Origin of the sequence: Streptomyces mobaraensis NBRC 13819 = DSM 40847, from assembly GCF_017916255.1 — a bacterium.
Taxonomy (GTDB): domain Bacteria; phylum Actinomycetota; class Actinomycetes; order Streptomycetales; family Streptomycetaceae; genus Streptomyces; species Streptomyces mobaraensis.
On record NZ_CP072827.1, the window covers coordinates 4651155 to 4664447 of the forward strand.

Sequence of the window (13293 nt, forward strand, 5' to 3'; positions counted from 1 at the left end):
GGAGCACCCGAACCCGAGGAGTCCCCGATGCCCTCCGTCCTCGCCGTCGTCCCCGCCCGCGGCGGGTCCAAGGGGGTGCCGGGCAAGAACCTGGCGCCCGTCGGCGGGATACCGCTCGTCGCCCGCGCGGTCCGCGCCTGCCGGGCCGCCGCGCTCGTCACCGACGTCGTCGTCTCGACCGACGACCCCGCCGTCGCCGCCGCGGCCCGCGCGGCCGGCGCGGAGGTCGTCGAACGGCCCGCGGCGCTGGCCGGCGACACGGCCACCAGCGAGGCCGCGGTGCTGCACGCCCTGGACGCGTACGAAGCGGAGTCCGGACAGGCGGTGGACACCGTCCTCCTCGTGCAGTGCACCAGCCCGTTCGTCACCGCAGGCGACATCGACGGCGTCGCCGCGCCCGTCCTGCGGCGGGAGGCGGACTGCGCGGTGACGGTGGCGCCGTTCCACGGCTTCCTGTGGCGCGAGGCGCCCGCACCCGCCGGCGCCCGGGGCGTCAACCACGACGCGTCCCACCGCCCCCGCCGCCAGGACCGCCCGCAGGACCTGCTGGAGACCGGCGCCGCCTACGCCATGCGCGCCGACGGGTTCCGCGCCGCGCGGCACCGCTTCTTCGGCCGCGTCGAACCGGTCCGCACCGACCCCGCGCGCGTCCTGGAAGTGGACGATCCCGCCGACCTGGCGCGCGCCCGTGCCCTCGCGCCCCTCCTGGACGCGGACGCGCCCGCGCGGCAGCCCGCCACCGGTGGTTCCGACGGCTTCCCCGGGCGTGCCGACATCGACGCCGTCGTCCTCGACTTCGACGGCACGCAGACCGACGACCGGGTCCTGGTCGACGCCGACGGCCGCGAGTTCGTCGCCGTGCACCGCGGGGACGGCCTCGGCGTCGCCGCGCTGCGGCGCGCGGGGCTGGCGGTGCTGATCCTCTCCACCGAGGCGAACGGCGTCGTCGCCGCCCGCGCCCGCAAGCTGCGGGTGCCCGTCGTGCACGGCACCGACCACAAGGACGCCGCGCTCAAGGAGTGGTGCGCGGAGGAGGGCATCGCCCCCGAGCGCGTGCTGTACGCCGGCAACGACGTCAACGACCTGCCCTGCCTCCGCCTTGTCGGCTGGCCCGTGGCCGTCGCGGACGCCCACCCCGCCGTACGCGCCGCGGCCCGCGCGGTGACGCGTACGCCCGGGGGAGCGGGCGCGGTCCGCGAGCTGGCGGGACGGATCCTGGGCCCGGAGCTCTGACCCACGCCGCGACGCCCCGCCACCGCCACCCAGTGGATACCCCGCCGAGCACCCGCGCCCCTCGCCGCGAGCAAGCACCCCGGCGCCGACCCTGCCCCGACGCCCGACGCCCGACGCCCGACGCCCGACGCCCGACGCCCGACGCCCGACGCCCGACGCCACCGGACAACCCAGCGCTCACCCTGCCCCCGGCCTCTTCCGGACGCCACCCGAACACCCCGTACGACCGCGCGGACACCGCACCCGGCACACCCCGTACCGCCCCCAGGAGGTCCGCACTCCGCACCCGTCCCGTACCGCCCGCGGGTCCGTGCTCGGCGCGGTCCGGACACCACCCGCGGGCCCAGCGCCCAGCGCCCCGCACCACCGTCCCCACACGAAGGAAACCCTCCCCATGGCCTCCACCGCCCCCCTCACCAGCCCCGCCGCCCGCACCCGTCACCTCGGTGACCGCCCCGTCGGCCCTGGTCACCCCGTCTACATCACCGGCGAGATCGGCATCAACCACAACGGTGACCTCGGTACCGCGCTCGCCCTCGTCGACGCCGCGGCGGACGCGGGCTGTGACGCGGTCAAGTTCCAGAAGCGGACCCCGGAGGTCTGCACTCCGCGCAGTCAATGGGAACTCGAACGGGACACCCCCTGGGGCCGGATGACGTACATCGACTACCGCCACCGGGTGGAGTTCGGGGAGGACGAATACCGCAGGATCGACGAGCACTGCCGGGAGCGCGGCATCGCCTGGTTCGCCTCGCCGTGGGACGTCGAATCCGTCGCCTTCCTGGAGAAGTTCGACCTCCCGGCGCACAAGGTCGCCTCCGCCTCGCTCACCGACGACGAACTCCTGCGCACCCTGCGCGCCACGGGCCGCACGATCGTGCTGTCCACCGGGATGTCCACCCCGAAGCAGATCCGGCACGCGGTCGAGGTGCTGGGCAGCGAGAACATCGTTCTCTGCCACGCCACTTCCACCTACCCGGCGCGGGCGGCCGAGCTCAACCTCCGGGTCATCCACACCCTCCAGGCCGAGTACCCCAACGTCCCCATCGGCTACTCCGGTCACGAGACCGGCCTCCAGACCACGCTGGCCGCCGTGGCCCTCGGCGCCGCCTTCGTCGAGCGGCACATCACCCTCGACCGCGCCATGTGGGGCTCCGATCAGGCCGCCTCCGTCGAACCGGGCGGTCTGCAGCGGCTGGTGCGCGACATCCGGGTGGTCGAGGAGTCCCTGGGGGACGGAGTGAAGCGGGTGTACGAGAGCGAACTGGCCCCGATGCGGAAGCTCCGACGGGTGCCGGGCGTCGTCGCGCAGGCGGACGAACGGGCCGAACGAGCCGAACGGGGCGAGCCGGCCGAAGAGGCCGCAGGGGCCCGCGGCAGCGACCGGTCCGACTCCGCCGGTGACCGCGAACCGGCCGCGGTCTGACGGGCGCCGGCCGATGACCGAACCCGCCGACGACGCGGTGGACCCGGAGCGCCCCCGGCGGCGCGGAGATCCGGCCGGCGAACGGGACTCCGGCCCGGCCGAGACCCTGGCCTTCGTCGAGAGCCCCGTCCAGCTCCTCAACGTCCTGGAGTGGGCGCACGCACGCGCGAGTGCGCCTCCCGCGCCGCCCCCCGCGCCGCCACCGTCCCCCACCGGCCTGCTCAGCGTCGGCGTCCCCCGCCAGACCGACCGCCACACCGCCGACCGCCACACCGCCGACCGGCGCCCCACCGACGGCACCGACACCACCCCGGGCGCCGACACCACCCCGGGCACCGACACCACCCCCGGCGCCCACAGCACGTACGGCCCGCCCCCCACGCACGACACCGTCATCGTCGTCCTCGCCCCCCACGACCCCATGACCCGCGGTCAGCTTCGTCGCATGGCCGAGCTGGCCCGTGCGCAGGGGTACCGGCTGCGCTGGGAGGAGGCGCGCGGCGGTGCCGGGGCGCCGGTGCAGACGATCGGCGGGCTGGCCGGGCCGCTGCGCGCCGCCCGCCGCGTCGTCATCGGGGACCCGTTCTCCCGCTATGTGCAGCTGCTGCTGACCCTCACCCGGGCCAGGGAGCTGGTGGTGGTCGACGACGGCACGGCCACCATGGAGTTCGTCGGCCAACTCGCGCGCGGGGAACGGTTCGTACGCTGGCACCGCTACCGGGGCGGACGGGGTGGATGGGGAGCGCGTGACGTCGTCTTCGCGCCGGTCTCCGCTTCGGCGCGCCGGATGCTCACTCCGAACAACCGCCGAAGTGTGGAGTTGTTCACGTCGATGCCGGTCGAACCACCCCCGGGAGTGGCCGTCACGGCCAACGCCTTCGCGTGGACCCGCGCGGCCTTCGGCCCGCCGCGCCTCACCCGGAGCACGGACCTGGTGGGAACGTCCCTGGTCGAGACGGGGATCGTGGACGCGGAGCGCTATCTGGAGGCCGTCACCGCGCTGGCCGGGGAGCACGGCGCCACCCGGTACTTCGCGCATCGCCGCGAGAACACCGACAAGCTGCGCCTCATATCCGGACGGCTCGGCCTGGAGGTCGTCCGGCCCGAGTTGCCCCTGGAACTGATCGCCCGCCGCGGACCGATAGGGCGCACGGTGCTGAGCTTCCCGTCCACCGTCGTGCACACGCTGCCGCTCGCGCTGGCGGGCACCGGGGTGACCGTCGCCGTCTGCGACGTCGACCCCGGCTGGCTCACCGCCCACGCCTCGCCGCGCGCCGAGGGCTTCCTCTCCCGGGTCACCGGCAGCGCCCGCGGTGTGCACCGCCTACCGCGGATGTCCGCCCGGGCGAGTACCACCTGACGGTGTCTCGCAAAGGTACGCCGTAAATACGGGTCATACCCCCCTCGTGACCCATCCATGCGGCTGAACTTTTCATGATCGGAGGGCAGTTGCCCTGTGAAGGGCTCTACTCTTCAAAGGGTGAATCACCTGATGCCCTGTGAAGCCGCACCCGAAACCTCCGTCGACGATCTTGAAGGCGACCTGGCCGGCGCGCTGCCCGGCCGTCTTCCGGCCGAGCTGCGCGCCGAACTCATCGCCTTCCGGCGGGACTTGCACATGCACCCGGAGCTGGGGCACCGAGAGTTCCGTACCACCGCGGCGCTCAGGGCCAGACTGGAGAAGGCCGGGCTGCGGCCCCGGACCCTGGCCTCCGGCACCGGGCTGATCTGCGACATCGGGCGCTCCCGGCCGGGCGCCTCGCGCCGCCCGGTGCTGGCCTTCCGGGCCGACCTGGACGCGCTGCCCATCCCCGACACCAAGCAGGTCCCGTACCGCTCCACCGTCCCCGGCGCGGCCCACGCCTGCGGGCACGACGTGCACACCACCGTCGTCCTCGGCGCCGGTCTGGTGCTGGCCGCGCTGGCCGAGGAGGGGCTGCTGCCGCACCCCGTCCGGCTGATCTTCCAGCCCTCCGAGGAGGTGCTGCCCGGCGGCGCCCTGGACGCGATCGAGGACGGCGCCCTGGACGGCGTCGGCAGGATCGTGGCGGTGCACTGCGACCCCAAGGTCGAGGTCGGCCGGATCGGGCTGCGGACCGGGCCCATCACCTCCGCCTGCGACAAGCTGGAGGTCGCGCTGGACGGCCCCGGCGGCCACACCGCCCGCCCCCACCTGACCACCGACCTGGTGACCGCCGCGGCCAAGGTGGCCACCGAGGTGCCCGCGCTGCTCGCGCGCCGGATCGACACCCGGGCGGGCCTCGCCGTCACCTGGGGACGGCTGGAGGCCGGGCACGCGGCCAACGTCATCCCGCAGCGCGCCGAGCTCTCCGGGACCGTGCGCTGCCTGGACATCGACGCCTGGCGGGACGCCCCCGACCTGGTGCACGCCGCCGTGGACGAGGTGGCCGCCATGCACCGCGCCAAGTCGCAGATCACCTACATCCGCGGCGTCCCCCCGGTGGTCAACGACGGGGAGATCGCCGGGCTGCTGGGCCGGGCCATGACGGCGCGGCGCGGCGCGGACGCGGTGGAGGACACCCAGCAGAGCCTGGGCGGGGAGGACTTCTCCTGGTACCTGGAGCGGGTGCCCGGGGCCATGGCCCGGCTGGGCGTCCGCCCGGTGGGCGACTCGAAGGCCCGTGATCTGCACCGCGGTGACTTCGACGTCGACGAGGGGGCCATCCAGGTCGGAGTGGAGCTGTTCACGGCGGCCGCTTTGCTTGATCGCAATCAAATGTAGGTTTCGTGGTCGTTTCGCGAACGAGTTCGGTTCGCGACGATCCGATAACGGCTTGGGACTAGCCCTTTTCAGGCCATCTACGCGCGTTACGATCCCTCCGAACCAGCGCCAATGGAGGCGCTTCGAGTGAAGGGGCCCTCGTGCGCCGGGTATCCACCATCACTGTCGCGGGCATTGCCACCGCGGCTCTCGCATTCACCCTCACCGCCTGTGGCGAGTCCTCGACCGAGTCGAGCGGCAAGAAGGACAAGGGTCTCGGTCTCGCCTTCGACGTCGGCGGCCGTGACGACCACTCCTTCAACGAGTCCGCCGCCCGTGGCGCCGACAAGGCCGAGAAGGAGTTGGGCGTCCCGAACCGCCTGATGACGGCCAAGAACGGCGAGACGGAGGCCGAGCGCGAGCAGCGGCTGAACTCGCTGGCCGAGGCCGGGTACAACCCCGTCATCGGCGTCGGCTTCAACTACCAGAAGTCGATCGAGAAGGTCGCGAAGGACCACCCGGACACCACCTTCGCCGTGATCGACTCGGTTGCCCAGGGCAAGAACGTCGCGAGCATCACCTTCGGCGAGCACGAGGGCTCCTACCTCGCGGGTGTCGCCGCCGCCCTGAAGTCCAAGACCCACAAGGTCGGCTTCATCGGCGGTGTGAACAACGCCCTCATCCAGAAGTTCCAGGCGGGCTTCGAGCAGGGCGTCCGGGACACCGACCCCAAGGCGCAGATCACTTCGCAGTACCTGTACCCGAACAACGACAAGGGCTTCAACGACCCGGCCGCCGCCAAGGACAAGGCCAAGGGCATGCTCGACTCGGGCATCGACGTGATCTACACCGCGGCCGGCCTCTCCGGCAACGGCTCGATCGAGGCCGTCGCGGGTCAGAAGGACGCCTGGGCGATCGGCGTGGACTCCGACCAGTACCAGCTCCCGGGCCTGGCCAAGTACAAGGACCACATCCTCACCTCCGTGGTGAAGAACGTGGACGTGGCCGTGTTCGACCTGGTCAAGAGCGTCAAGGACGGCAAGCCGCTGACCGGCCAGAAGACCTACCTGCTCAAGGACGGCGGCGTCTCGCTGGTGACCTCGGGCGGCTTCATCGACGACATCAAGGACAAGATCGAGGCCGCGAAGAAGAAGATCGCGGACGGTCAGGTCAAGGTCAAGGACAAGCCGTAACCCACGGCCGGCTCCGGCCGGCCGTCCGGCTGACCGGGCCCGGCGGGGAACACCCTCGCCGGGCCCGCACATACGCGCCAACGCTACGCGCGTAGCGTGCAGTTGTCGCGTGTAGCGTCACCCCCGCCCGTCCGGAGATCTCCACCGTGCCCCCACCCGGTGGACACCCCGGTGTCACCCCCGCTCCCTTTCCCCGAGGAGAGTGCGCCATCAAAGCGTCCAGCAAAGAGTCCAGCAGCGGCACCGCTCCCGCGGTGGAACTGCAAGGCATCACCAAGCGGTTCCCGGGCGTCGTGGCCAACCACGACATCTGCCTCACGGTCCGCCGCGGCACCGTCCACGCCCTCTGCGGCGAGAACGGCGCCGGCAAGTCCACCCTGATGAAGATCCTCTACGGCATGCAGAAGCCGGACGAGGGCACCATCACCCTCGACGGCGAGCAGGTCAGCCTGCACAGCCCGGCCGACGCCATCGCGCGCGGCATCGGCATGGTGCACCAGCACTTCATGCTCGCCGACAACCTGACCGTCCTGGAGAACGTCGTCCTCGGCGCCGAGAAGCTCCACGGCATCGGCGGCAGGGCCCGCAAGAAGATCAAGGAGATCTCCGACGCGTACGGCCTCGGCGTCCGCCCCGACGTCCTCGTGGAGGACCTCGGCGTCGCCGACCGCCAGCGCGTGGAGATCCTCAAGGTTCTCTACCGGGGCGCGCGCACGCTGATCCTCGACGAGCCGACCGCCGTCCTGGTCCCGCAGGAGGTCGACGCGCTCTTCGACAACCTGCGCGAGCTCAAGGCCGAGGGCCTGACGGTCATCTTCATCTCGCACAAGCTCGGCGAGGTGCTCTCCGTCGCGGACGACATCACCGTCATCCGCCGCGGCACCACCGTCGGCACCGCGGTCCCCAGCGAGACCACGCCCAAGCAGCTCGCCGAGCTGATGGTCGGCGAGGAGCTGCCGTCGCCGGAGACCCGCGAGTCCACGGTCACCGATACGCCGATGCTCACCGTCGAGGGCCTGCACCTGTCGGCCACCGACTCCGACGGCGTCGTCCGGACCGTCCTCGACGGCATCGGCTTCACCATCCACAAGGGCGAGGTCCTGGGCCTCGCGGGTGTGGAGGGCAACGGCCAGGCCGAACTGGTCGAGACGATCATGGGCATGCGCGACCCGGACCGCGGCACCGTCACCCTCGACGGCGCCGAGATCACCCACACGCCGACCCGCAAGCGGCGTGAGGGCGGCATCGGCTACATCCCCGAGGACCGGCACCGCCACGGCCTGCTGCTGGAAGCCCCGCTGTGGGAGAACCGCATCCTGGGCCACGTCACGGAGAAGCCCAACAGCAAGGGCGCGCTCCTCGACAACAAGGCCGCGCGGGCCGACACCGAGCGCATCGTCCGCGAGTTCGACGTCCGCACGCCCGGCATCGAGGTCACCGCGGCCTCGCTGTCCGGCGGCAACCAGCAGAAGCTGATCGTCGGCCGCGAGATGAGCCACAAGCCGAAGCTGCTCATCGCCGCCCACCCCACCCGCGGTGTGGACGTCGGCGCGCAGGCGCAGATCTGGGACCAGATCCGCGAGGCGCGCCGCGAGGGACTCGCGGTGCTGCTGATCTCTGCCGACCTGGACGAGCTCATCGGGCTCTCCGACACCCTGCGGGTGATGTTCCGCGGCCGCCTGGTCGCCGACGCGGACCCCGCCACCATCACCCCGGAGGAGTTGGGCTCGGCCATGACCGGCGCCGCGACCGGGCACCTCGAGCACGACGAGAACCCCGAGACCCCCGAAGAGCCGCCGGCCCCGGCCGACGGCACCAACGACGACAGCGACAGCGCGGAAGGAGGCGACTCCAAGTGAAGAAGTTCGACAAGAACAAGATCATCCTGGGGATCGCCGCGCCCCTGCTGGCGATCGTGGCGGCCGTCGCGATCACCTCGGTCATCATCGCGGCCACCGGCAAGGACCCGTTCCACGCCTACCAGGTGATGGTGGACTTCGGCTCGAAGAGCGACAGCCAGGTCTGGATCATCAACAAGGCGACCCCGTACTACCTGTCCGCGCTGGCCGTCGCCATCGGCTTCCGGATGAATCTCTTCAACATCGGCGTCGACGGCCAGTACCGCATCGCGGCCTTCTTCGCCGCCGTCGTCGGTGGCGCGCTCACGCTGCCCGGCATCATCCAGATCCCGATCATCATCATCGTGGCGATGGCGGTCGGCGCCGTCTGGGCGGGCATCGCGGGTCTGCTGAAGACCACCCGCGGCGTCAACGAGGTGATCAGCACGATCATGCTGAACGCCATCGGCGCCTCGGTGATCGGCTACTTCCTCCAGGACGGCCGGCTGGCGAAGAAGGAGGGCAACCTGATCCACACGCCCTACCTGCCGGACTCGGCGCACTTCTTCGAGATCCCGACCACGCCCAAGCCGATCTACGGCTTCGTGATCGTCGCGGCCGTCGCGGGCCTGGCCTACTGGTTCATCCTGGGCCGCACCCGCTTCGGCTTCGACCTGCGCACCGTCGGCCAGTCCGAGTCGGCCGCCCAGGCCAGCGGCGTCAGCGTCAAGCGCATGATCATCACCTCGATGCTGCTCTCCGGCGCCGTCGCCGGCCTCGTCGGCATGCCGACCCTGCTCGGCGTCTCGTACAACTACGGCACCGACTTCCCCACGGGCATCGGCTTCACCGGCATCGCCATCGCCCTGCTCGGCCGCAACCACCCCATCGGCATGGCGCTCGGCGCCCTGCTCTGGGGCTTCCTGGACCGCACCGGCACGCAGCTCGAGTTCGAGGGCTACGCCCAGGAGATCGTCGGCGTGATCCAGGGCGTCATCGTCCTCTGCGTCGTCATCGCCTACGAGATCGTGCGGCGCTACGGCCTCAAGACCCAGCAGCGCAAGGTCGGCGAGGAGCTCGCCGCCCAGGCCCGCAAGAGCGACAAGGCGGAGGTTTCCGCGTGAGTACCACCTTCACCTCCGGGCTCGCCGACCGGCTGAGCGGGAAGAACAAGGGCGACGGCGGAAAGCGGAAGCTCTCCTACCCCGTCATCATGCTGGGCGTGGCGGGCGCGCTGATCCTGCTCTCCGCGCTCCGCGCGATCACCGGTGCCAACGACCTGACCGGTTCCGGCCAGTTCGGCTCGGCGCTCGCGGCGGCGGTGCCGATCGGCCTCGCGGGCCTCGGCGGCCTCTGGTCCGAGCGGGCCGGCGTGGTCAACATCGGCCTCGAGGGCATGATGATGCTGGGCGCCTTCTCGGCCGGCTGGATGGGCTGGCAGCACGGCCCCTGGGTCGCGGCCGCGGCCGGTGTCGTCGGCGGCGCGCTGGGCGGTCTGCTGCACGCGATCGCCACCGTCACCTTCAACGTGGACCACATCATCTCCGGTGTGGCCATGAACATCCTGGCGCTGGGCATCACCCAGTACTTCGCCAAGCTGTGGTTCGGCGCCGAGGGCAGCGCCGCCCAGCAGGCGGGCGGCAACGACAAGCAGTCGCCCGTCATGAGCAACATGGGCGACTTCTCCATCCCCGGTCTCGCCGACTGGCTCCACGACGTGGAGAAGCACCACTGGTTCCTCGTCTCGGACGCCGCAGGCATCGTGCGCGGCTTCGTCTCCGAGGTGGACTGGCTGACGATCGTCGCCGCGCTGCTCTTCGTCGGCACCTTCTTCGTGCTGTGGCGCTCGGCCTTCGGCCTGCGCCTGCGCTCCTGCGGCGAGAGCCCGGTGGCCGCCGAGTCGCTCGGCGTCAACGTCTACACGTACAAGTACGCGGCGGTCGTCGTCTCCGGCGCCCTCGCCGGCCTCGGCGGCGCGTTCCTCGCCATCGGCACCCACATGTACTCCGACGGCCAGACCGGCGGCCGTGGCTACATCGGCCTCGCCACGATGATCTCCGGCAACTGGCGGCCGGGCGGCGTGGCCATGAGCGCCGGCCTGTTCGGCTTCATGGACAGCCTCCAGCTGCGCTCGGGCGGCCCGACCGTCCACGCGCTGCTGCTGCTGATCGCCGTGCTCCTGGTGGGCCTCGCGGTCTTCCGGTACCGGGGCGGCAAGGTCAAGGCGGCCGGTGTCGCGGCGGTCGTGGCCGTGGCCCTGTTCGTCTGGTTCTCCCTGACGGACACCGTGCCGCTGGAGTTCGTGGACGCCACGCCGTACGTGGTCACGCTGCTGGTGCTGTCCCTGTTCTCGCAACGGCTGCGGATGCCGAAGGCGGACGGCAAGCCCTATCGAAAGGGTCAAGGAAAGTGACCTCTCCCGCTCTCTGGGCGGATCTGCGTGCGCAGGCCCGGGACGCCATGTCCCGGGCCTACGCCCCGTACTCCGGCTTCCCCGTCGGTGCCGCGGCCGTCGTCGACGACGGCCGCGTGGTCACCGGCTGCAATGTGGAGAACGCCGCCTACGGCGTCGCCCTGTGCGCCGAGTGCGGTCTGATCTCCGCCCTCGTCTCCTCCGGCGGCGGCCGGCTCACCGCCTTCACCTGCTGCGACCGCAACGGCGACGTCCTGATGCCGTGCGGCCGCTGCCGCCAGCTCCTCTGGGAGCACGGCGGCCCTGAGCTGGCCGTGGACACGGCCTCCGGGATCCGCCCGCTGGCCGAGCTCCTCCCGGACGCGTTTGGGCCCGCCGACCTCGATCGTTGAAGATGTCCTCAAGCGCCGGACGGGTTGCTGACGCAGCCCGTCCGGGTCACTTTCCGGCCCCGGGAAGACCTGAGGACGCACGAACTTAAGGAAAATGTGCTGATGGACGCCATTTCCGTCATCCGCGCCAAGCGCGACCGCGGCCGTCTGACCGACGAGCAGATCGACTGGATGATCGACGCCTACACGCGGGGCGAGGTCGCCGACGAGCAGATGTCCGCGCTCGCCATGGCGATCCTGCTGAACGGCATGGACCGTGCGGAGATCGCCCGCTGGACGGCGGCGATGATCAAGTCCGGCGAGCGCATGGACTTCTCCTCGCTGCCCGTGCCCACCGCCGACAAGCACTCCACCGGCGGCGTCGGCGACAAGATCACGCTGCCGCTGGCCCCCCTCGTCGCCGCCTGCGGCGCGGCCGTCCCGCAGCTCTCCGGCCGCGGCCTCGGCCACACCGGCGGCACCCTCGACAAGCTGGAGTCCATCCCCGGCTGGCGGGCGCTGCTCTCCAACGACGAGATGATGGACGTCCTCCGGAACGTCGGCTCCGTCATCTGCGCGGCGGGCGACGGCCTCGCCCCCGCCGACAAGAAGCTCTACGCGCTGCGCGACGTCACGGGCACGGTCGAGGCGATCCCGCTGATCGCCAGCTCGATCATGTCGAAGAAGATCGCCGAGGGTACGGGCTCGCTCGTCCTCGACGTCAAGGTCGGCTCCGGCGCGTTCATGAAGAACATTGAGGACGCGCGCGAGCTCGCCTCCACGATGGTCGGCCTCGGCACCGACCACGGCGTCAAGACCGTCGCCCTGCTCACCGACATGTCGACCCCGCTCGGCCTCACCGCGGGCAACGCCCTCGAGGTCCGCGAGTCCGTCGAGGTGCTGGCGGGCGGCGGCCCGGCCGACGTCGTCGAGCTGACCCTCGCCCTCGCCCGCGAGATGCTCGCCGCGGCCGGCCTGCCCGACGCGGACCCGGCCAAGGCGCTCGCCGACGGCTCCGCCATGGACCACTGGCGCCGCATGATCATCGCGCAGGGCGGCGACCCGGACGCGGCCCTCCCGGTCGCCCGAGAGCAGCACGTCGTCACCGCGACCGCGTCCGGCGTCCTGACGACGCTCGACGCCTACGCCGTCGGCGTCTCCGCCTGGCGCCTCGGCGCGGGCCGCGCCCGCAAGGAGGACCCGGTGCAGGCCGGCGCCGGCATCGAGATGCACGCCAAGCCGGGCGACACGGTCACGGCGGGCCAGCCGCTGCTGACCCTGCACACGGACACCCCCGAGAAGTTCGACTACGCCCTCGCGGCCCTGGACGGCGGCATCGAGATCGCCGCGCCCGGCACGGACTTCACGCCGAACCCGATCGTGCTGGACCGCATCGCCTGACCTGCGGACGCCTTGAACGGGTGAACGGGGCCGGTGGCTTGCCACCGGCCCCGTTGCCGTATCCGGCGGTTCACACGAACGGGCGATCGCTGCCCGGCCCGGCTTTCGGGAACGCCGGCTCGACGGAGCGCAGGAGGCCGACGAGGTCGTCCACGGTGAGACCGCAGTACGCGGCGCGGTGGACAGCCGCCAGGAGCAGGTGGGCGACCGTCTGCTGGTCCGTCTCCTCGTCGATCCACTCTGCGGGCTTCTCGATCCCCGCGTCGTTCAGCAGCACCCCGTGCCGGCTCGCGACCTCCGCCGCGACCTCCGTGATGGCGTGGAAGAGGGTGGGCGCCTCCCGGGTGCCGGTGACGCCGGGGTAGTGGTCCCAGGTCCGGTCCGAGTACGTGAACCCGGCGGGTGGGTCGGCGGCCAGCGCGGCGAAGTGATCCGCCTTCTTCTTCGGCCAGTTGTCGTGGAGGAGCGTCACTTCGTGATGGGTCATGCGCAGATGGTGACAGGGGGGTCTGACATCGGGGTGTCGATCACCGCCCCGAAGGTGAGCGGAGCTTGCGCCGCAGGCGCGCTCGGGGGTGCGGGGGCTCGCCCCCGCAAGAAACGGGAAGGGGCGGGTCCGGGGCACCCCACACGAAGGGGCCGCCCCCGCCAGGACAGGTGGCGGGAAGGCGGCCCCTTCGGGCGCGGGGAGGACGG

The 13293-nt window shown here is 71.8% G+C and carries 11 protein-coding genes; 10 read left to right on the top strand and 1 reads right to left on the bottom strand.

Annotated elements, in window-relative coordinates:
- Positions 1–27 precede the first annotated feature (27 nt).
- From J7W19_RS20105 to J7W19_RS20145, 10 genes are all read left to right on the top strand, one after another.
- Positions 28–1233, top strand: a complete 1206-nt coding sequence (locus tag J7W19_RS20105) for an acylneuraminate cytidylyltransferase (RefSeq protein ID WP_004943755.1) — start codon at positions 28–30, stop codon at positions 1231–1233.
- A gap of 394 nt (positions 1234–1627) precedes the next feature.
- Complete coding sequence (locus J7W19_RS20110) at positions 1628–2659, top strand: N-acetylneuraminate synthase family protein (RefSeq protein ID WP_004943758.1); 1032 nt, start codon at positions 1628–1630, stop codon at positions 2657–2659.
- 13 nt (positions 2660–2672) lie between these two features.
- Positions 2673–4019 (top strand): hypothetical protein, encoded by a 1347-nt coding sequence (locus J7W19_RS20115; protein WP_004943761.1) that lies wholly within the window; start codon positions 2673–2675, stop codon positions 4017–4019.
- A gap of 132 nt (positions 4020–4151) precedes the next feature.
- Positions 4152–5402, top strand: coding sequence for an amidohydrolase (locus tag J7W19_RS20120; protein ID WP_004943763.1), 1251 nt, complete (start codon positions 4152–4154; stop codon positions 5400–5402).
- Between the two features lie 140 nt (positions 5403–5542).
- Positions 5543–6574: a BMP family lipoprotein gene (locus J7W19_RS20125; RefSeq protein WP_004943765.1), complete on the top strand. Its 1032-nt coding sequence runs from the start codon at positions 5543–5545 to the stop codon at positions 6572–6574.
- Between the two features lie 254 nt (positions 6575–6828).
- Entirely contained in the window at positions 6829–8433 is a 1605-nt protein-coding gene (locus J7W19_RS20130) for an ABC transporter ATP-binding protein (RefSeq protein WP_004943768.1), read from the top strand.
- Complete coding sequence (locus J7W19_RS20135; RefSeq protein WP_004943771.1) at positions 8430–9536, top strand: ABC transporter permease; 1107 nt, start codon at positions 8430–8432, stop codon at positions 9534–9536. Before J7W19_RS20130 ends, J7W19_RS20135 begins: the two co-directional genes overlap by 4 nt.
- Positions 9533–10825 carry an ABC transporter permease gene (locus J7W19_RS33060; RefSeq protein ID WP_004943775.1) on the top strand — a complete coding sequence of 431 codons (1293 nt, stop codon included), beginning with the start codon at positions 9533–9535 and terminating at the stop codon, positions 10823–10825. The genes J7W19_RS20135 and J7W19_RS33060 overlap by 4 nt, the downstream gene beginning before the upstream one ends.
- Positions 10822–11217 (top strand): cytidine deaminase, encoded by a 396-nt coding sequence (locus J7W19_RS33065; RefSeq protein WP_004943778.1) that lies wholly within the window; start codon positions 10822–10824, stop codon positions 11215–11217. Before J7W19_RS33060 ends, J7W19_RS33065 begins: the two co-directional genes overlap by 4 nt.
- A 96-nt stretch (positions 11218–11313) precedes the next feature.
- Entirely contained in the window at positions 11314–12597 is a 1284-nt protein-coding gene (locus tag J7W19_RS20145) for a thymidine phosphorylase (protein WP_040889462.1), read from the top strand.
- 70 nt (positions 12598–12667) lie between these two features.
- Here J7W19_RS20145 and J7W19_RS20150 read toward each other — a convergent pair whose 3' ends face one another.
- Positions 12668–13084: a hypothetical protein gene (locus J7W19_RS20150; RefSeq protein ID WP_158688770.1), complete on the bottom strand. Its 417-nt coding sequence runs from the start codon at positions 13082–13084 to the stop codon at positions 12668–12670.
- Between the last annotated feature and the right edge of the window lie 209 nt (positions 13085–13293).

Excerpts from the sequence above, each read along its gene's own strand:
- J7W19_RS20120 (WP_004943763.1), top strand. The coding sequence starts at position 4,152 with ATGCCCTGTGAAGCCGCACCCGAAACCTCCGTCGACGATCTTGAAGGC.
- J7W19_RS20150 (WP_158688770.1), bottom strand. The coding sequence starts at position 13,084 with ATGACCCATCACGAAGTGACGCTCCTCCACGACAACTGGCCGAAGAAG.
- J7W19_RS20110 (WP_004943758.1), top strand. The coding sequence starts at position 1,628 with ATGGCCTCCACCGCCCCCCTCACCAGCCCCGCCGCCCGCACCCGTCAC.
- J7W19_RS20115 (WP_004943761.1), top strand. The coding sequence starts at position 2,673 with ATGACCGAACCCGCCGACGACGCGGTGGACCCGGAGCGCCCCCGGCGG.
- J7W19_RS20105 (WP_004943755.1), top strand. The coding sequence starts at position 28 with ATGCCCTCCGTCCTCGCCGTCGTCCCCGCCCGCGGCGGGTCCAAGGGG.